The following is an 18,436-nucleotide window of genomic DNA, read 5'->3' on the forward strand; positions in this document are numbered from 1 at the left end:
GTCGCCTTGCCGGGCGTCCTGCGGCGTTGCAGCGCTTGCGCGTAGATCGCTACGAGCGGCGCGCTGCGCCTTGCAGGCCACCCGGCAAGGCGGCTGCGCGACCCCTTGGAGACACTGAACAGGCTCTGAGTTCTCGTGGCATGCAGGGCTCGGCGCTTGCATGCACGCGTGCCGCATTGTGAGGGAGCTCGCCGCCGCGCGCGGATGCGGGCGCGCCCCGGCGCGCGGTGTGTGGCGCAAACGCCGCGCCGGCGTTCGCCCCGCGGGGGGCCGTCAGCGCCGGGGGCGCAGCGGCTGCAGCAAGGGCCGCAGCCCGTTGTGGTCGATCTCGTGCATCAGCGCCAGCAGGCGGCCGATCTCCCCCTTGGGAAAGCCTTCGCGCGCGAACCAGGTCAGGTAGTTGCCCGGCAGGTCGGCCAGCAGCGTGCCCTTGTGCTTGCCGAAGGGCATGGGCAGGGTGACGAGGCGTTGCAGGTCTTCAGGATTCATGCGCGCAAGCGTAGCGCCCGTGCGCCGCGCCCTCGGACTTGCCGGCGCGCGGCCTGCGGGAGGGGCGCGCCTACCGCAGGCGCACCGTGCCCTGGATCACGAGGCCTCCCGGATCGGGCGCAGGCCCATAGGCCGGCGGCGCATACACAGGCACGGGCGCCGGGCCGCCGTAGCCGGGCGCGGGGCCCTTGCACTTGCGCTCCTCCTTGTACGCGCCGTCCTTCTTCCACTTGCGCTCCACCTTGCAGGGCCCGTCCCAGTACACCTCCTTGTGCGCGCGGTGGCCCTGGCCGCGCTGGCCGTGGCCAGGGTCGTGGGGGTCTGCCAGGGCCAGCGCCGGGGAGAGCAGGGCGGCGCCGGCCAGAAGGGCGAGGAGGGAGGATGGCATGGGCAGCTCGTGTGGCGAAGGCCGGAAGAAGCGTTTTCGCGGAGTCGGCCAAAGGTATCGCGGCCTGGGCCCTTGCCCGTAAGAAGAGGTAAGCGGCGGCCGGCGGCCGCGGCTTGCAAGGCCGGGCGCACCGCATCCCCATGTCCGTATGGGCCGAACCGGGAAAGCGCAGCCGGCTATGCTGGCCCACCGCTTGACAAGGAGTGCTTCCCATGACGAATGCGCAGAACCTCCCGCCCCGCGCGGCACGCGTCCGTTGCGCGCGCCGGACCCTGCTGGCCGCTGCTCCGGCGCTGCTGGCCCTGCTGGCCCCGGCCGCCCAGGCCCACCATGGCTGGTCCTGGGCCGACGGCGAGCAGATCACGCTCCACGGGACGCTGGAGTCCATCTCGATGGCGCCGCCGCATCCCACCCTGCGCGTGAAGGCCGCGGACGGGACGCGCTGGCAGGTGGACCTGGGCAACCCGTCGCAGACGCAGCGCTCGGGCTTCACGGGCGAGACTGCCAAGGTGGGCGATGCCATCGTGGTGCTGGGCAACCGGCACCAGGACCACAGCAAGCCGCACATGAAGGCGGTGCGCATCACGCTCGATGGCAAGCCCTACGACATGTACCCCGAGCGCATCCGCCACTGAGCCGCGCCGTGCGCACGACGGAGGCCGGACCTGAACGGGGCGCGCTGCCGTGGATGCCTGGCTGAGCCTGCTCGGCACCTGGCCCGGGGGGCGCTGGCTCCAGGGTTCGGGCACGGCCTACCTGTTCGTCAACACGGTCCATCTCCTGGGGCTGGCGCTGCTGCTGGGCGCCATCGTCCCGCTGGACCTGCGGCTGGCCGGCGGGCTGCGCGGCGAGGGGCTGCCGCTGCTGGCACGCGCCCTGTCGCGCACGGCCGCGGCGGGGCTGGCGCTGGCCCTGCCCACGGGGCTGTGGCTGTTCAGCGTGCGGCCGGTCGACTATGCGGACAACCCGGCCTTTCTGTACAAGCTCGCGCTGCTGTTCCTCGCGTTGCTCAACGTGGCCTGGCAGCACGCGGCGCCGGGCTGGCGGGCGGTGCTCGGCGGCGCGCCGCCCACGGCCGGGGTGCGCTGGCGCGCGCGCCTGTCGCTGCTGCTGTGGCTGGGCGTGCTGCTGGCCGGGCGGTGGATCGGCTTTCTGTGAGGCCGCTATCCTGGGCGCCATGAGAACGCCCGACAGGAGCCGGCCCATCAACCGCCGCCGGGCGCTGGGCGCCATGGCGCTGGCCTGGGGCCCGTTCGCCATCGCCGAGGACCCGGAAACCGCCATGCCTCCATTGCACCAGGCCGCCCAGGCCAACGACCTGAACGCCCTGCGCCGGCTGCTGGCGACCGGCGCAGCCGTGGACGCGCGCGACGCGCAGGGCCGCACCGCCCTGCTGGCCGCCACGCATGCCAACCAGATCGAGGCGGCGCGGCTGCTCATCGAGGCCGGTGCCGACGTGAATGCGAAAGACGCGATCCAGGACAGCCCCTACCTTTACGCCGGCGCGCGCGGCCACCTGGAGATTCTGAAGCTCACGCTGGCGCATGGCGCCGACCTGCGCAGCACCAACCGCTATGGCGGCACGGCGCTGATCCCCGCCTGCGAGCGCGGCCATGTGGAAACCGTGCGCACCTTGATCGCGGCCGGCGTGGACGTGGACCACGTGAACCGCCTGGGCTGGACCGGGCTGCTGGAGGCCATCGTGCTCAGCGATGGCGGGCCGCCGCACCAGCAGATCGTGCAGCTGCTCATCGAGGCGCGCGCCGACCTGAACCGGGCCGACCGCGACGGCGTGCGTCCGCTGCAGCATGCGCGCCGACGCGGGCAGACGCAGATCGTGCGGCTGCTGGAGGCGGCCGGCGCACGATGAGCCTGCCGCAGGAGGTCCCCACCGGCCCCACGCCTTCGCTTGGCGCGATTTGCAACGACCTTGGCCGGCAAGGGCCGCGCGGATCGCGTAGGCTTGCCTTTTCGTTCCCCCGGGGCCCGGCCGGCTGCCGCGCCGCGCCCGCACAGAGACACTGCACACCATGGCTTCCTACCCCTCCCGCGTGAAGATCATCGATGTGGGCCCGCGCGACGGCCTGCAGAACGAAAAGCAGCCCGTGCCCGCCGCCGTCAAGGTGGAACTGGTGCACCGCCTGCAGGCCGCCGGCCTGCAGGAGATCGAGGTCACCAGCTTCGTGAGCCCCAAGTGGGTGCCGCAGATGGCCGACAACGCCGAGGTGCTGCACGGCATCCGGCGCCAGCCGGGCGTGCGCTACTCGGTGCTCACGCCCAACATGAAGGGGCTGGAAGCGGCCCTGGCCGCGCCGCGCGCCGAGTGGCCCGACGAGATCGTGGTCTTCGGCGCCGCCAGCGAGGCCTTCAGCCAGAAGAACATCAACTGCTCCATCGCCGAGAGCATCGAGCGCTTCGCGCCCGTGGTCGAGGCCGCGCGTGCGCAGGGCATCGCCGTGCGCGGCGCCATGAGCTGCACCGTGGGCTGCCCTTACGAAGGCGAGATCGCGCCCGAGAAAGTGGGCTACCTGGCCGGCCTCATGAAAGGCATCGGCGTGGAACGCGTGGACGTGGCCGACACCATCGGCGTGGGCACGCCGATCAAGGTGCAGCGGGCCATCGAGGCGACGCAGGCGCACTTCGGCATCGACCAGATCTCCGGCCATTTCCACGACACCTATGGCCAAGCGCTGTCGAACACGCTGGCCGCGCTCGGCATGGGCGTGTGGAACTTCCAGTCCTCCGTGGCGGGCCTGGGCGGCTGTCCCTACGCCAAGGGCGCGACGGGCAACGTGGCCACCGAAGACGTGGTCTACCTGCTGCAGGGCATGGGCATCGCCACGGGCGTCGACCTCGATGCGCTGATCGACGCCGGCATGTACATCAGCGAAGCGCTGGGCCGCGAGCCGCATTCGCGCGTGTCCAAGGCCATCCGCGTCAAGCGCGCGGGCTGAGCGCCATGGAAGTCCAGGCCGCCGAGGCCATCCTGCGTTTCTGGTTCGAGGAATGCACGCCCGCGCAATGGTGGAAGGCGGACGCCGCCTTCGACGCGCAGCTGCGCGAGCGCTTCCTGCCCACGCTGCAGGCGGCCGCGCAGGCCGAGCTGCATGCCTGGCGCGCCACGCCCGAAGGCCGGCTGGCCGAGGTGATCGTGCTCGACCAGTTCTCGCGCAACATCTTCCGCGGCACCAAGCAGGCCTTTGCGCAGGACGCGATGGCCCTGGCGCTGGCGCAGGAGGCCGTGCTGCGCGGGTGGCACGCCGCCTTGCAGCCCGACCGGCGCGCCTTCCTGCTGATGCCCTTCATGCACAGCGAGTCGCGCGCCATTCATGCCTGGGCCGAACCGCTGTTCCGCGATTTCGCGCCCGCCCACAACCATGACTTCGAGCTCAAGCACAAGGCCATCGTGGACCGCTTCGGTCGCTACCCGCACCGCAACGCCATCCTCGGCCGCAGTTCGACGGCCGAGGAAATCGAATTCCTGAAGCAGCCGGGTTCGAGCTTCTGAGCTGCCTATGCGGCAGTGACGAACCCCGACACCATCCGCGCCCTGCTGGCCGATTTCTGAGCTGCCTATGCGGCAGTGACGGAGGTGCGGGCGGCCGGGATCGCGGGGCGCCTTTTCTGAGCTGCCTATGCGGCAGTGACGAGGCCCGCCGGCCGTCAGCCTGTTTCCGTGATTTTCTGAGCTGCCTATGCGGCAGTGACGCCCCTGGGCCGACGCTGGCGCCGAACCCGCAATTTCTGAGCTGCCTATGCGGCAGTGACGATCCTGGGGAGACGCCGAGACGGCGGCTGTTGATTCATTTCCAAAGCTGGGCCATTTCGGGACGCATTCACGTTGAAATTTGAGCCACGTTGCCGCTCTATCCTGCTGAATTTTTCAGCACGGGGGAGCAGGAGTGATCAACGTGAGCACATTGAGCAAGTTACGCCGCCTCGTGCTGAGGCAGGACGTGTCGGTGCGCGAGGCCAGCCGGCGCCTGGGCATCTCGCGCAACACAGCCACCAAGTGGCTCAAAGACGGGCAGATGGCCGAACCCCGATACCCGCAGCGGGTGTCGGGCCCCAGCATCCTGGATCCGTACAAGGAGCAGTTGAGCCAATGGCTCAAGGCCGATAGCCATCGCAGCAAACGCGATCGACGCGGGATCAAGGCCATGTTTGAGGCGCTGCGCGCGCAGGGCTACAGCGGCAGCCGAGGGCCGGTCTACGCCTTTGCCCAGCGCTGGCAGCAAGAGCAAGGCAACGCTGCGCGTGGTGCGGGGTTCGTGCCGCTGAGCTTCGAGTTGGGCGAGGCGTTCCAGTTCGACTGGAGCTGCGAGTACCTGTTCATCGGCGGGCTGCGCCGCCGCCTGGAAGTGGCACACACCAAGCTGGCGGCCAGTCGCGCCTTCTGCCTGGTGGCGTACTACAGCCAAGCGCACGAGATGCTGTTCGATGCGCACGCACGGGCGTTCGCCCTCTTCGGTGGCGTGCCCCGGCGGGGCATCTACGACAACATGAAGACCGCTGTGGACAAGGTCGGCCATGGCAAACAGCGCAGCGTCAATGCACGCTTCGAGGCGATGACCGGGCACTACCTGTTCGAGCCGGAGTTCTGCAACCGGGCCGCCGGCTGGGAGAAGGGGGTCGTGGAGAAGAACGTTCAGGATCGGCGCAAGGACATCTGGCGTGAGGCCAGCGAGCGGCGCTGGGGGACGCTTGGTGAACTCAACGACTGGTTGCAGCAGGCCTGCGTGAAGGCCTGGGCTGAGATGAGTCACCCGGAATGGACTCAGCTCACGGTGGCCGATGTCTGGCAGGACGAACGTGCTCGTCTCATGCCCAACCCCCGTGCGTTTGATGGCTACGTGGAGCAGCCGGTACGGGTCTCTGCGACCGCACTGATCCACTTCCAGCGCAACCGCTACAGCGTGCCGTGTGAATGGATTCATGCGGTGGTCAGTCTGCGGGCCTACGCGGATGGCCTGCTGGTGGTCGGGCCCGATGGGCGACAGGTGCGCCTGGCGCGCAGCTTCGAACGTGATCAGACGCTCTACGACTGGATGCATTACATCGCGCTCATCGAGCGAAAGCCCGGCGCGCTGCGCAACGGCGCGCCCTTCAAGACCATGCCCGAGCCACTGCAGGAAATGCAGCGCCAGTTGCTGCGCCACAGCGGTGGCGACAGGGTGATGGCGCAGGTGCTCATGGGGGTGAGCCTGCATGGACTGGAGGCCGTGGTGGTGGCGGTAGAGCTGGCGCTGCAGTCCGGGCGGGTGAGTGCCGAGCACGTGCTCAACGTGCTCTCGCGTCTGAAGGAGCAGCGCGTGCCCGAGCCACCGGTGGCCACGATGCTCAAGCTCAACACGCCGCCACTGGCCAACCTGCAGCGCTACGACGCACTGCGCAACGTCCAGCCTCATGAGGCATCACCGGAGTCCGACCATGCATGACGTCATTGATGCCCTCAAAGCGCTGGGCCTGCACGGCATGGCCAGTGCCTGGCCGGAGGTACTGGGCACCGCCCGCATGAAGTCGCTGGATCATGAGGCCGTGCTGCACCAGCTCATCAAGGCCGAGACCGCTCAGCGTGAGGTGCGTTCCATGGCTTACCAGATGCGCGTGGCGCGCTTCCCTTCGCACCGTGACCTCGCCGGCTTTGACTTCGCCCACGCGCAGCTCGACGAAGCACTGGTGCGCCAGTTGCACACCCTTCGCTTCGTGGAGTCGGCGCACAACGTGGTGCTGGTTGGTGGCCCCGGCACGGGTAAAACCCACCTGGCCACGAGCCTGGGGATCGAGGCCATTCGCATGCATGGCAAGCGGGTGCGCTTCTTCTCAACGGTGGAGCTGGTCAACGCCCTGGAGCTGGAGAAGGCGCAGAACAAGGCCGGGCAAATGGCGCACCGCCTGATGTACGTCGATCTGGTGATCCTGGATGAACTGGGCTACCTGCCATTCACGCAGTCGGGCGGCGCGATGCTGTTCCACCTGCTCTCCAAACTCTATGAGCGAACGAGCGTGGTGATCACCACCAACCTCACCTTCTCGGAGTGGAGCAGCGTCTTTGGAGACGCCAAGATGACCACGGCCTTGCTTGACCGGCTCACGCACCATTGCCACATCGTCGAGACGGGCAACGAGAGCTGGCGATTCAAGCACTCCAGTGCCGCTGGCGCGGCTCCCCCAAAGCAACGCCCAAAGAGCCAGAAAGGAGATCGAAAAACAGCAGACCCGATAGACTTATCCACAACCGAATAGTCAAAGAATCCATCAACCCAGTGGCTCAATATTCAACGTGATCACTGGCTCAGTTGTGCTGATGAATCAACAGACGTGAGCGCTACGCACGATGAACCTCCATTTGTTTGCAGACGGGTTGAGGGGCCAGGCTTGCCGGCCTGGAGTGCGGCGAGTTTGGGATGGGGTGCAAGGAAGCACCCCATCCCGAACCCGTTTCGCGGATTCTGAAGGAGAGTGGCCGGAAAATAAACCTATGAGCGCTGTAGTAAGAACCGGCTTCGATGCAGGTAGGTAGGTCTACACTCCACGTTGCCACTGCCGCACAGGCAGCTCAGAAATATGAACGCTGGAGTTTTGCTACTCTTTTGTACTACTGCCGAATAGGCAGCACACCATGAAACCCTCCGTCCCGTTCCAACAGAAGCGCCAAGATATCCGCCGGATTGCCAGCCGCTTTCGGGTGACGAATCCACGCGTCTTTGGCTCGGTGCTGCATGGGGACGACAGCGAGGACAGCGACCTCGACCTGCTGGTCGATCCGTTGCCGCAGACCACGCTGTTTGACCTGGGAGGGCTTCAAGGTGAACTGGAGGATCTGCTGGGCGTCAAGGTCGACGTACTGACGCCCAACTCCTTGCCCGACAAGTTCCGCGCTGCGGTCCTGGCCGAAGCGCAGCCCGTATGAAGTCTCAGCCGCGCTTGGCGGACTATCTGCGGCACATCCAGGAGGCCGCCGAGCAGACGCTGGCCTACATCGCCGGAATGGACCTCGCCGCCTTTCAGGCCGACCGGCGCACCCAGCAGGCCGTGCTCTTCAACTTCGTCATCCTGGGCGAGGCCTCGGCCAAGGTCATGGATGCGTATCCTGACTTCATGGCGCGGCACGCTGCGGTGCCGTGGCGCTCGATTCGCAACATGCGCAACCGGGTGGCCCACGGCTACTTCAAGATCGACTATGAGGTGCTGTGGGAAACGATGGCAGCGGCGCTGCCGGAACTGCTTGCCCAACTGCCTGCCCTGATCGCCGAAGCAGACCAGACGGTGGGCGATCTCCCTAGCGACGCTTCGTGAATCCCAGCGCCGGGTGGAAGCGCCAACCCCGGTCATGGTCTGGCAGCGTGACTTGGCCATATCGCTGCGCGCACAGCAGCAAAGGCATATCGAGCGCCGCCGCGAGGTCGGCCAGCGTCTGCAGGTAGTCCGGCGCGTTCCAGGGGGCGATGCGCTCGCCAGCCACAGCGGCGCCGGGAACGCGTTCCAGCTTGCTGTCGTACTCGACGTAGAGCGTCTCGCGCTTCACCCCTGGCTTGTCCTGCACGAGATGCAGGGCGAAGTCCTCACCATCTTCATCCGGCAACAGGCAGGCGTCGACCTCCCGGCCGTCGTCCTGGCGGAACGGCTGCTGCTGTTGCAGCACCGCCGCCAGCAAGGCATCGTGCCGCGCCAAGGTCCACCAGTGGTGGGCGAACAGTTCGTGCTGAGCGGTCGCTTCCACGCGGCTGTTGCTGCGGCGTCCGGGAGAGGGTGACGCGACGGCAACCGGCGGCGCGGGCTGCAGGGTGGCCTGCAGGCGCGCGTGTTCCAGGTCGACGAGGCTGGCGTCCGGCCGCAACGCCGGCTGCGGCAGGATGCGCGGCCGGGCGTCGATGACCTCGCGCTCGCCGGGGCGCAGCAGTTCGCCCAGGGGCTTGCGCGGCAGGCGCTGACTGGTGGTCTCGAAACCCGGGCGCATGAAAGCGGGCTGGTCCGGTTGCGACCAGAAGCGCAGGTTGTGGTCCAGCACGATCACGTTCGGTGCCGTGCATTCGCGCAGCGGCCGGTGGCGCCACACGCGGCCCGCCAGCTGGATCAGCGAACGCATGGACGAGGGCTCGACCACGGCCCAGTCATAGTCGTGGTCGCGGCCCACTTCGGTGACGGGGCTGCCGAGCACGACGAAGACCTGGTCGTCCTCGTCGTGCGCGACCAGCCGCGCACGCACCTCGGGCAGGCGGAACACCGCGCCGTCCTCCCGGCGGTCCAGCGCCTGGTCCAGCACGCGCTCGATGGCCGAGCGCAGCAGCAGCGGAAAGCGCGAGTGGTACACACACAGGTGCAGCCGCATGCCTGCTGGCGCCCCCAGGCGGTACAGGGCCAGCGCCACCTCCACCAGCGGCGCGATGTTGGCCATGCGCACCAGGCCGAAGCTCACGCGCTTGCCCGTGACCGGGTCGTGCCCGTGGTGGCGTTGGTGCAGCGTGGCTACGGCTTCGCGGATGCACTGAGCGGCGTGGGTCGGCAGATCGGCCGCCCGGCCGGCATGCGTGAACGGAAGCAACTCCACGCGGCGACGCACCAGCCCTTTGGCCAGATGCGCATGACGCTGCCGCACGAATCCGAGATGGGCCTGTGCAAAGCCTGCAGCCTCATCACTGTCATGCCGCTGCTGGTCGAATTCGTCGACCCAGGCGCAGGCGATCGGCGCGGCCTCGCCAGGCCGTAAGCCGCGGTTGCGGGCATACAGGCTGCGACCATCCCGATAGGCCTCAAACATGCCCTGCACCAATGCCGGTGGCAGCGTGGCCGACGAGATCATCACGCGCGCCCCCAGCAGGCCGGCCCAATGCACCAGTCGGGCCACGGCTGGCAGGTCCGCGATGTCGAAGTCGTCCAGCTCGTCGAGCACCAGGTCGCTGCTCATCAGCCGCAGCATGGGCGCGATCTGCCGGCCGCCGCGTTGGCTCTCGGTGGCAGGCGTCAGGTGGTCAATGGTGCAGACCAGCACCGGCGCGGCCAGCAGCTTGCGCACGGCGGGGTCGTGCATGGCCTTGGCCAAGAGGGGGTGTCCATCGGTGTTGCCTTCGAAGAACACGCCGCCATCGTCGTGGTCGCCCGCTTCGCCGAGCAGTGCCTGGCTTGAAGCGGATCCCGTGGCTTCAGCTTGCGCGAGCTGGTGTTCGAACAACTCCCGGCTGGGCGCACCGCCCACGCGGATGGCCACCACCTCATCGCCCAGCCGCACGTCGTCGCGGTAGACGCGGCCGGTCTGCAGGGTCAGCGTGCGCAGCCCCAGCGCAAAGCTGCAGCGCATGCCCTGCTGCGGGTCCGCCAGCGCGTACATGACGCGCGCATTGGCCAGCGTCTTGCCGCAGCCGGTGGAGGCCATGTTGACGATGAAGGCGCCACCGGCCGCTGCAGCGGTACGCATGCCGGCCGCCAGATCGGCCGCCTTGTCCTGCCAGCGAAAGCGCGCATCGTCGCTGCGCCGCTTCAGGCCCTTGTGGCGTGCGAGGCGCGGGAGGTGCTGCTCGAAGCGCGGCAGCGCGTGGCACAGCTCGGCGCAGTGGCGGGCCACACCCACCAGGTGCTCATCCAGCGTTTGGTTGACTACGCGCCGGCCTTCGCTGTCAAAGCGCGTGTTGGCGGCCAGCGGGTAGCCACGCTCGCCACGCACACGCCGGGTGTCCTTCGGATCGGTCAGGCTGGAATAGTGGTGGTCGGCCAGCATCAGCGCCAGGCGCGACACGTGCATCACGTAGGGGTTGGCCAGCCAGTCGCCCTTGCCGGGCTGCTGTCTCAGCGCGGCAAGGCGCCTGGCCACGCGGGCTGCGCGCTCGCGCCAGGCGGTGGTGGTCACGGGCAAGCCGTGCGGGAACTGCCAGTAAGGGCTGATGTGCTCGCGAGCGGTCTCGGTGCATTGCTCGTTCCAGCTCGCGTCGACCTGGGCCAGCAGGTCGGTCAGGTCATCGGGATTCAAGGGGGCGAGCTTCCTGCCCAACCTGGTCCCGTCGGGGCGTGGTTTGACTGGCAATCGATGGTGCGTCAGCACCAGCCAGGCCACGGCCTGCGCCAGTGGCGGCAGCACGGCAAAAGGCTTGTCGCACGGAGCACCCATGCCATCGCATTGCAGCCGGTCGAACCAACTGGCGTCGTCTCGCGCATCGGGTGCAGCCAGTCGTGCGAGCCAGACGGCGTCGTCATCGCGGCCGACGAAAGCCTGGAAGAGCCGCACCGACACCCACTCGTGGCGGTACAGGTTGCGCGTCAGCGGACCGTGGCCCTGCAGGCGCTGCTGGAACGCGGCCGTGGCCTTGCCCAGGTCGTGCAGCAGCGCGGCCAGCGTGCCGAGCAGATGGATGTCTTCACCTGTCTGCCAGTCGTTCTCGTCCCGCGCCCGCAGCACATTGCGCGCGGTGGTGTTGGTGGGCACTGCGCCTTCGGCATTGAATCGGCTGGCATCGCCCACCACCCACAGCATCTCGCTGTGGTCCATCCCGCGGATCCAGTGGCAGGCCACCGCAGTGTTCTTGCGCGCGGTCTTGCGCAGCAGGCGGCGCAGCGTGTCCAGCCCGTCCTGGGTGATCGGGGTCTGCCAGGTACGCTCGCCACGGCGCTCGGCGAACTGGTCGAGGATGCGGCGCGTCTCTGTCAACGCGCGCTTGTCGCATTGGGAAACGAGCAGGACGTTCATGCGCCGGAGCTCTGTGCCTTGGCCTGCGCCAGCCGGCCACCCTGCTCGGCCACGGCCTTCACGGTGTCGATCATGAAGTCCAGCGCCTCGCTGCGGGTGAGGCTCTCGATGCAGGCGCGACGGAAATCCTGCTCCTCGTCGCCGCGCACGGCGGCCACGAAGGCCAGCGGCAGGATGGTGGCGTCCTTCACGAGGTCGGCCACGTCGAACACCAGGCCGCCACGGCGTGTCTTGCCATGCAGCACGGCCAGGCCATGCGGCAGACCCAGCACCCAGGTGGCTGTGGCACCCAGACCGTAGGCCAGGTAGTTGCCGTGATCGAGGAAGCGGTTGGCCGGATCACCGCTCTCACCGCGCTTGGCACGGGTGAACTCACCATACTTCGTCGCCTGCGCGGCCAGCTTGAACAAGTGCTTGGACAGGCGTGCTTCCTCGGTCAGCTGGAAGGTGTTGTCTGGGGCAGCGTCGATGCTGCGCAGCGAGGCTGCCAGCGCCGCCTCCAGCGCCTGCGCATCCACCATGAATCCCGCATCCTTCAAGGCACGACTCTTGAGCCACTGCGAACGGATGCGCCCCAGCCGCGCGCGCTGGAAGGCCTTGGCCGCGGCGAGGCGCAGCCCGTCGTCGAACCAGAAGCGCACCCAGTGCTGCAGGTACTCCGTGGGCCGGTATTCGCTCTGCGGCGTGAGCCATGCCACGTCCACATCGACCTCGTTGGCACTGAACAAAGGCGTTCCGCCCCCTCCGCAGAAGCCTACCAGCACGCCGGCCTTGGCCAGTTCGCGCATGGCAGCCTGCGTGATGGACGTACCCGTGCCGAGAAGCACCGTGGTGGTGTTGGCGATGGGAATGTTCCAGTACAGCTGGCGCTTGCCCTCGTCCGTCACATACTCGACACGGCCACCGTTGACCAGAACGCGACAGTGCTCCAGGTAGTACAGGTTGGCTCGCTTGGAATGCAGGATCGTCTTGAGGTCGGTGGGGCTGAAGTCGTCCATGAGGTGCTCCTGTGTCCCGGGATGAGCGACTACTCGCGGCTCTTGTTTCCGCTGCGCCTCGCCTGCTTCTCCTCCAGCGCCTGCAGCTCCCCCTCCACACGCGCCACCTCGGGATGCGCCGTGTCCATGCCCATGCGCGCTTCGACGGCCTTCACCAGCGGCATGATGAGCTGGCGGTAGGTGACCGACAGCGACAGCAGCGCATCGACCATGCGCTGGTTCTGCGCGGCGTCGCTGTGGGTGTGCAGCGCCTCGGTGCTCTCGCGCAGGGCCTGCAGGGCGGCGGCGCTGGCGTCCAGGCTGGCGCGCAGTTGCTGTTGCGACTCGGTGTGGCCGGCCTGGAGTTGCTGCGCCAGCGCGCCCAGGCCGGCCAGCGGCTTCGCGAGCCGGTCCAGCAGCGCCTGCCGCTCGGGGCCGGCCGCGGCCAGCTGGTCGGCGATGCGCGCAAGCGGCACCTGCACGCGGTCGTCCAGGTGGGTCGCCATCTGCGTCGCCATGTGGCTGCCGACCTGGGCCAGACCGTTGGCGAATTGCGTGGACAGCTGGCTGGACAGATGGGACGAGAAGCGCTCGACCAGCGGCCCGGCCAGCTCGGCCAGCGGCTGGCGCGGGGCCAGCGCTTCCACGCTGCGCGCGATGTCCAGCAGGCCATTCGTGACGCGCAGGCTGGGGTCATCCTCGCTGCCGCCCAGCTTGCGCTGGCGCACGAAGTCCTCGCGGATCTGCTGCCAGCGCGCCTGTTCCTCGGGCGTGGCCTGGCCGATCAGGTGGGCCAGCGCCAGCAGGTTCTCTTCGGCGCCGGTGGTCAGCGTCTGGGCTTCGCCGCGGTAGTGGTCGCGCAGCAGCGCGTCGATCTCGTCGTCGCGCATCAGCGGCGTGACCTGCGGCGCCAGCCGCGCCATGTTCCGGTAGCTGCCCTGCAGGCGGAAGGGGGGCTTGTCGCGGTATCGGTCGTCCTGCGCGGCGGATTCGATGTAGGCCAGGTTCACCTTCAGCAGCACGTCGCGCACCTTGAACAGGCGCTGCAGCAGGCCCTTGAGTTCGTCCAGCTCCACCGCGCTGTAGGGATGCGCGAAGCTGCCGGCATCGATCGCCTCGCCCTGCGCCAGGCGCACCAGCAGGTGCACGTCCTTGGGTTCGCGCGCGGCCAGCGGCTGCGTGACCGGGTGCGAGGTCAGCGCGTTCTCGATGTACGACAGCGCGAACACCGCCTCGCGGCCCGAGAGCACGTCGCCCAGGTTGTAGATGTCGGCGCGGTTGGCCAGCATGTCGGGGATCTTGAACACGTCGCCCGACTCGGTGTACGGGTTGCCCGACATGACGATGGCGAAGCGCTTGCCGCGCATGTCCCAGGTGCGCGGCTGGCCCTGCCACACGCCTTCGATGCGGCGCGTGCCGTCGGCCAGCGCGATGAACTTCTGCAAGAATTCGGGATGCGTGTGCTGGATGTCGTCCAGGTACAGCATCACGTTGCTGCCCATCGCCAGGCCGAGGTTGAGCTTTTCCAGCTCCTGCCGCGCCGCGCTGTTGGGCGCGGTGGCGGGGTCGATGCTGGTCACGCCGTGGCCCAGCGCCGGGCAGTTGATGCGCACGAAGACCAGGCCCAGCCGGTTGGCCACGTATTCCATCAGCGTGGTCTTGCCGTAGCCGGGCGGCGAGATCAGCAGCAGCAGGCCCATGCGGTCGGTGCGCGCGCTTTCGCCGGCCGCGCCCAGCTGCTTGGCCAGGTTGTTGCCGATCAGCGGCAGGTACACCTCGTCGATCAGCCGGTTGCGCACGAAAGTGGCCATCGGCTTGGCCTGGAACTGTTCCAGGTGCAGGCGCTTCTTCTCCTGCACCAGCAGTTCGTGCCGCAGCGCCTGCAGCTGCGCGAAGCCCGGCGCCGCATGACGGCGGTGGTGGCGCACGCGGCGGCGGAAGTCGTTGAGGTTGAAGGGCAGGGCGCCCTCGCGGATGCGCGGGTGCTCGCTGCGCAGGCCGCTCACGGTGGCGTCCAGTGCGGCATTGATGCGCCGGCGTGCGCCACCGAAAGTCAGCGCCGTGGCGGCATCGTCGATCCAGGCGAGCGCCTGGGGCTGGCCGTCTTGCGCCTGCGAGTCGGCGAAGGCCTGCAGCCAGCCGCGCGCCAGGCGCCAGCGCTCCAGCGGCTCGGCGGCCTGCAGGTCGCGCTGCCATGCGCTGGCCAGGCCGCCGCGGTCCAGCGCCCGCTGAAGCCCTTGCGCCAGGTCTTCGCCGGCGCCGCTGATCACCCAGTGCGGCGTGGCGGGCGTGAGGTCGGCCGCGCCCTCGGTCTGCGCCAGTTCGCGCACCAGGTAGGCGGCGCCTTCCTCGGCCAGGGTCTGCAGCAGCGCCTCGCGCGGCGGGTCGCTTCTGTCTTCAACGTTCAGGGCCGCTCCCAGCGCCTGCGCCAGCCCGGGCAGCCATTCGTGCTGCAGCACGCGCTGCGCGTCGAGGAAGCCGCGCAGGCCCTGGGCGGCTTCCTGCTCCAGCGTGTCGCGCGGCTGGGTCTGGCCGAAGAGCTGGGCGATGTGCTGCGCGCTGCGCGCGCGTCGTGCCAGCGACAGGCGGCTTTCCTCGCGCAGCCCCAGGTGCCAGTAGAGCTTGGCCAGCGCGCGCTCGGCCGGCCCGTAGACCAGCAGGCCGGCCGCCTGCTGGATCGGCGCCAGCACGCGCACGATGGCCAGCGCGTCGTCGTCGTGGATGCCGCGCTGGTAGCCCTCCTGGTAGCGGCTGGCGGCGAAGCGGCGCAGTGAATCGAGCAGGGCCGCGGGTGGCGCGGCATCGGCGGCCGTGTCTGCGGCCTTCGCATGCTCGGCCAGCTGCACCAGCAGTTCGGCCCAGCCGGGCTCGGCCTCGCCGCGCTCCAGCGCGGCCAGCCATTCGGCGGCCAGGTATTCGGCGCGCGCGAGCTGCGGCGTTTCGGATATCAGGGCCTGTTGCCAGAAGGGCCGCAGCGCTTCCAGCCGCGCGTCGTGCGCGGGCGCCAGGTAATCGGTGCCCGTGATCTGCCAGGCCAGGCCTTCGCCATGGCCGACCAGCGTCAGGTCCAGCGGCTGCCTGTTGACGGTGAAGGTGTGCGTGCCCAGCTTCAGGCCACCTTCGGTGCCGGCCGAGAGCTCGCGCTGGTCGCGCACGGCGCGCACGGCCTGGTCCTGCGCGGTCTTCAAGCGCGTGGCGATGTCGTCGGCCGCCACGCTGGCGCCCAGCTTGCGCAGTTCGGCGATCTGCTCGCGCAGCTTGGCCAGCATCGGGTCGGACGCGAAGTAGCTGTGCACCTGCGCCAGTTCGGTGAAGCCGGCCACGCGGCGCGGCACGCCGTCGAGCACACGGCCCGCCGCATCGCCCAGCGCCTTGGCGCGGCGCTGCTGCGCCTCCACCAAGCTCTGGCGCCGGGCCGACAGCGCCTCGTACACGGTCTCGCGCTGGGTCGCAATGTCGGCCAGGAACTCTTCCTGCTCGGCAAAGCGGCCTTCGATGTCTTCCAGCTGCGCCAGCAGGCGCGTGAGCGCCTCGTCGCATTTCTCGGGCGTGTCCGATAGCTCGAGCGCGTTCTCCACGGCCTGGCCGAAGAGCTTGAACTGGGCGCCGAATTCGGCGCGCTGCTCGGCCGCGCCCAGGCTGCGGCGGCGCGCACGCGCATCGGCGCGCAGGCGGTTGATGTCGGCGTACAGCAGCGCGATGCGGTCCAGGATGGCGGTGCGCTGCACGGCATCGCCGCCCGGCAGGTGGCCCAGCTGTTCGCTCAGCAGGTCCAGGCCGGCGGCTTCGGTGTCCAGCGCCTGCAGCTGTTCACCCAGCAGCGTCGCGGTGGCGGCTTGCGGCAATGCCGCGGCCACGGCGGCCAACGCCTTGCGCTGCCCGTCGAAGGCCTTCTCGTCCGACAGGAACTGCATGGCGCGTTCGCCCACGCGCTGCTGCTCGGTGGCCAGCTGCGCGGCCATGGTGTCGATGCGCGGCAGGTCGGCATAGCGCAGCTCGCGCAGCAGATGCAACTCGCCCTGGCGCTGGCGCAGGCGCTCCAGCGCGCGCACGAAGTCCTGCGGGCTGCGCCACATCTGGCTCGCGATCTCGGTCATCAGCTCGCGCTGCTGGCCTTCGGCCTTCTGCAGGGCGCGGGCCGTGTCCTGGCGGATGCTCTCCACCTTCTCGAATTCGCCCAGCGTGGCCTGCGCGGCCTGCTCGATGGCCTGCAGATCGGCGGCGGCGTTCTGCGCCTCGGCCGCGTCCAGCCAGAAGTAGGCGTCGCGCGCGCGCAGGCACTGGCGGATCAGGTCTTCGTAGGCGGTGCGCGTGGGCACCTGTTCGCGCACGGCGCGCGCGATGCCCAGCAGGTCGGAGATGCCGCGCACCAGGTCGGCATTGCCCACGCGGGCGAAAAAGCGCCCCGCACGCTCCCCCGCTGCGCGAGGTCCGCTGTCCCCCGAGGGGCTGCTTTCGTCCTGGGGCGGCCCGGCGACGAAAGAGCCGGTGCCGGCCGGCTGCTGGCTCGCGTGCTCCTCGGTGGCAAAGGGCGTCTGCCACAGCTGCATCGGGTGCACGCGCGTGGCCTCGCCGCGCGCGGCCTGGAAGACCAGCAGGCGGCCATCGGGGAAGCGGCTGTAGCCATCGGCCAGGATGGGCGCGGCCAGCGACTTCTCGATCAGGTTGTAGGTGAAGAGGGCGTAGCAGCCCGCGTCCAGCGTGGCCGGGCTCCCCTGGGGCGGCGGCACGGTGCCATAGAACACATAGGCCACGTCCTCGCCGTTGGGCGAGCGCAGCATGCGCGTGAAGCGCAGCTGCTCGGTCAGTTCGGGCGGCAGGTCGAAGCGCTTGTGCTCGCCCGACTGCAGGTAGTAGCCGCCCGGGAAGATGATGCCGTGGTCTTCGGGCAGCTGCATGCACGAGGCGCCGATGGCGTCGATGCGCAGCACCTGCTGCGTGCGCTGGTTGTAGACCAGGTAGCGCGTCGTCTGTTCGCGGTAGGGCCGCACCTGCAGCAGGATCAGGAGGCCCAGCCGGGCGTAGGCGATTTCGGCATCGCCCAGCGCCTGGTTGGCGTCTTCCACCGGCTCTTCGTAGATGCCCAGGCCGGTCTCGGTGTTGTTCTCGACCTTGACGGTGAGCGTGCCGCCCGTGGTCTCGACGAAGAGCGTGTCCAGCACGTTGATGTGCGGATGCGCGCCGCCGACGTGGTGCTCGCGCGTGAGCGGCGTCCAGGCGAAGTCGTGGCTGGGCGGCGGCGCCAGGTCGCGCTCGCCACGGTTGTCCACGTACTTGAGCGAGCCGTCGTTCTCGCGCTTCCAGCGGAACACGCGGATGTCGCCCGCCGTCTGGCCGATCTGGAAGGCCGCCAGCAGGAACTCGGGCGTGGGCCGCAGCAGCTGCAGCGTGGCCTGCTTGTAGTAGGTGTAGAGCTCGTTGAAGTCCGAGACGAAGCGCGGATCGGCCAGGAAGCTGCCGTCCAGCGGCACCTGCACCAGCTCGTCGTTCTCGGGGTTGCCCGCCGCATCGGCTGCGTGGTGCGCCAGCTCGTAGATCGCGAACACGTCCTCCACGCGCGTTTCGCGCTTGAGGCCCATGAACACGTTGTAGCCGAAGAGCAGCCGGTTGCCGCCGATCCAGGCCAGGTCGCGCGCCACGCAGTTGTGCTCGGTGCGCGCGCGCGTGCGCAGCAGCAGCTGCTGTTCGCGCTGGCCGAAGTGCGCGACGCGCTCGGCATTGAGCGCCTGCGCCTTCGCCAGCAGCTGGTCGCCCTGCACCTCCAGGCGCTTCTTGAGCAGCTCGTAGCTGCTGCTTTCGGCCACGCTGGCGTCGATGGCGGCGCTGTCGTTCGCGTCAGGGGAGGAGGCGGAGGAGCTGGACATGCAGGTTCGGAAGGCGAGGGGGCAGTGAAGGGCGCTTCAG

Annotated in this window: 13 protein-coding genes, 1 pseudogene and 1 CRISPR repeat array; of the genes and pseudogenes, 9 read left to right on the top strand and 5 right to left on the bottom strand. The window is 69.0% G+C overall.

What is annotated here, in order from left to right; all coding sequences use genetic code 11:
* Window positions 1-273 precede the first annotated feature (273 nt).
* Window positions 274-489: a DUF3820 family protein gene (locus tag LG388_RS15320; protein WP_225783618.1), complete on the bottom strand. Its 216-nt coding sequence runs from the start codon at window positions 487-489 to the stop codon at window positions 274-276.
* A gap of 70 nt (window positions 490-559) precedes the next feature.
* Window positions 560-877, bottom strand: a complete 318-nt coding sequence (locus LG388_RS15325; RefSeq protein WP_225783619.1) for a hypothetical protein — start codon at window positions 875-877, stop codon at window positions 560-562.
* A 212-nt stretch (window positions 878-1,089) separates the two neighbouring features.
* Between LG388_RS15325 and LG388_RS15330 the strand changes: the two genes are divergently transcribed.
* From LG388_RS15330 to LG388_RS15370, 9 genes and pseudogenes are all read left to right on the top strand, one after another.
* A complete protein-coding gene (locus LG388_RS15330; protein ID WP_225783620.1) occupies window positions 1,090-1,512 on the top strand; it encodes a DUF6152 family protein in 423 nt (140 codons plus the stop codon).
* A gap of 49 nt (window positions 1,513-1,561) precedes the next feature.
* The gene (locus LG388_RS15335) at window positions 1,562-2,035 is read left to right on the top strand and encodes a DUF2214 domain-containing protein (RefSeq protein WP_225783621.1); all 474 of its coding nucleotides are present in this window, start codon (window positions 1,562-1,564) and stop codon (window positions 2,033-2,035) included.
* A 73-nt stretch (window positions 2,036-2,108) separates the two neighbouring features.
* Window positions 2,109-2,747, top strand: coding sequence for an ankyrin repeat domain-containing protein (locus LG388_RS15340; protein WP_370630205.1), 639 nt, complete (start codon window positions 2,109-2,111; stop codon window positions 2,745-2,747).
* 160 nt (window positions 2,748-2,907) lie between these two features.
* Window positions 2,908-3,831 (top strand): hydroxymethylglutaryl-CoA lyase, encoded by a 924-nt coding sequence (locus tag LG388_RS15345; protein WP_225783623.1) that lies wholly within the window; start codon window positions 2,908-2,910, stop codon window positions 3,829-3,831.
* Between the two features lie 5 nt (window positions 3,832-3,836).
* Window positions 3,837-4,361, top strand: a pseudogene (locus LG388_RS26830) (DUF924 family protein); the annotation flags it as partial.
* 17 nt (window positions 4,362-4,378) lie between these two features.
* Window positions 4,379-4,646: direct repeats of the CRISPR family, unit length 28 nt; unit sequence TTTCTGAGCTGCCTATGCGGCAGTGACG.
* A 142-nt stretch (window positions 4,647-4,788) separates the two neighbouring features.
* Window positions 4,789-6,315, top strand: coding sequence for an IS21 family transposase (gene istA, locus LG388_RS15355; protein WP_225782461.1), 1,527 nt, complete (start codon window positions 4,789-4,791; stop codon window positions 6,313-6,315).
* On the top strand, window positions 6,308-7,123 hold the full coding sequence (istB, locus tag LG388_RS15360; RefSeq protein WP_225782451.1) for an IS21-like element helper ATPase IstB: 816 nt from the start codon (window positions 6,308-6,310) through the stop codon (window positions 7,121-7,123). Before istA ends, istB begins: the two co-directional genes overlap by 8 nt.
* Window positions 7,124-7,499: 376 nt before the next feature.
* The gene (locus LG388_RS15365; RefSeq protein ID WP_225783624.1) at window positions 7,500-7,790 is read left to right on the top strand and encodes a nucleotidyltransferase family protein; all 291 of its coding nucleotides are present in this window, start codon (window positions 7,500-7,502) and stop codon (window positions 7,788-7,790) included.
* Window positions 7,787-8,176: a DUF86 domain-containing protein gene (locus LG388_RS15370; protein ID WP_225783625.1), complete on the top strand. Its 390-nt coding sequence runs from the start codon at window positions 7,787-7,789 to the stop codon at window positions 8,174-8,176. Before LG388_RS15365 ends, LG388_RS15370 begins: the two co-directional genes overlap by 4 nt.
* Here LG388_RS15370 and cas3f read toward each other — a convergent pair.
* From cas3f to LG388_RS15385, 3 genes are read right to left on the bottom strand one after another with little or no spacing between them, the layout of a single operon-like run.
* Window positions 8,160-11,555 carry a type I-F CRISPR-associated helicase Cas3f gene (gene cas3f / locus LG388_RS15375; RefSeq protein WP_225783626.1) on the bottom strand — a complete coding sequence of 1,132 codons (3,396 nt, stop codon included), beginning with the start codon at window positions 11,553-11,555 and terminating at the stop codon, window positions 8,160-8,162. The genes LG388_RS15370 and cas3f overlap by 17 nt on opposite strands.
* Complete coding sequence (gene cas1f / locus LG388_RS15380) at window positions 11,552-12,553, bottom strand: type I-F CRISPR-associated endonuclease Cas1f (RefSeq protein ID WP_225783627.1); 1,002 nt, start codon at window positions 12,551-12,553, stop codon at window positions 11,552-11,554. Before cas1f ends, cas3f begins: the two co-directional genes overlap by 4 nt.
* Before the next feature lie 29 nt (window positions 12,554-12,582).
* On the bottom strand, window positions 12,583-18,396 hold the full coding sequence (locus tag LG388_RS15385; protein ID WP_225783628.1) for a DNA repair ATPase: 5,814 nt from the start codon (window positions 18,394-18,396) through the stop codon (window positions 12,583-12,585).
* Between the last annotated feature and the right edge of the window lie 40 nt (window positions 18,397-18,436).

The sequence above is a fragment of the Xenophilus sp. Marseille-Q4582 genome (assembly GCF_916700565.1).
Taxonomy (GTDB): domain Bacteria; phylum Pseudomonadota; class Gammaproteobacteria; order Burkholderiales; family Burkholderiaceae_C; genus Xenophilus.

Excerpts from the sequence above, each read along its gene's own strand:
- LG388_RS15320 (WP_225783618.1), bottom strand. The coding sequence starts at position 489 with ATGAATCCTGAAGACCTGCAACGCCTCGTCACCCTGCCCATGCCCTTC.
- cas3f (WP_225783626.1), bottom strand. The coding sequence starts at position 11,555 with ATGAACGTCCTGCTCGTTTCCCAATGCGACAAGCGCGCGTTGACAGAG.
- LG388_RS15370 (WP_225783625.1), top strand. The coding sequence starts at position 7,787 with ATGAAGTCTCAGCCGCGCTTGGCGGACTATCTGCGGCACATCCAGGAG.
- LG388_RS15345 (WP_225783623.1), top strand. The coding sequence starts at position 2,908 with ATGGCTTCCTACCCCTCCCGCGTGAAGATCATCGATGTGGGCCCGCGC.
- LG388_RS15385 (WP_225783628.1), bottom strand. The coding sequence starts at position 18,396 with ATGTCCAGCTCCTCCGCCTCCTCCCCTGACGCGAACGACAGCGCCGCC.
- LG388_RS15330 (WP_225783620.1), top strand. The coding sequence starts at position 1,090 with ATGACGAATGCGCAGAACCTCCCGCCCCGCGCGGCACGCGTCCGTTGC.
- LG388_RS15340 (WP_370630205.1), top strand. The coding sequence starts at position 2,109 with ATGGCGCTGGCCTGGGGCCCGTTCGCCATCGCCGAGGACCCGGAAACC.
- istB (WP_225782451.1), top strand. The coding sequence starts at position 6,308 with ATGCATGACGTCATTGATGCCCTCAAAGCGCTGGGCCTGCACGGCATG.
- LG388_RS15325 (WP_225783619.1), bottom strand. The coding sequence starts at position 877 with ATGCCATCCTCCCTCCTCGCCCTTCTGGCCGGCGCCGCCCTGCTCTCC.
- cas1f (WP_225783627.1), bottom strand. The coding sequence starts at position 12,553 with ATGGACGACTTCAGCCCCACCGACCTCAAGACGATCCTGCATTCCAAG.
- LG388_RS15365 (WP_225783624.1), top strand. The coding sequence starts at position 7,500 with ATGAAACCCTCCGTCCCGTTCCAACAGAAGCGCCAAGATATCCGCCGG.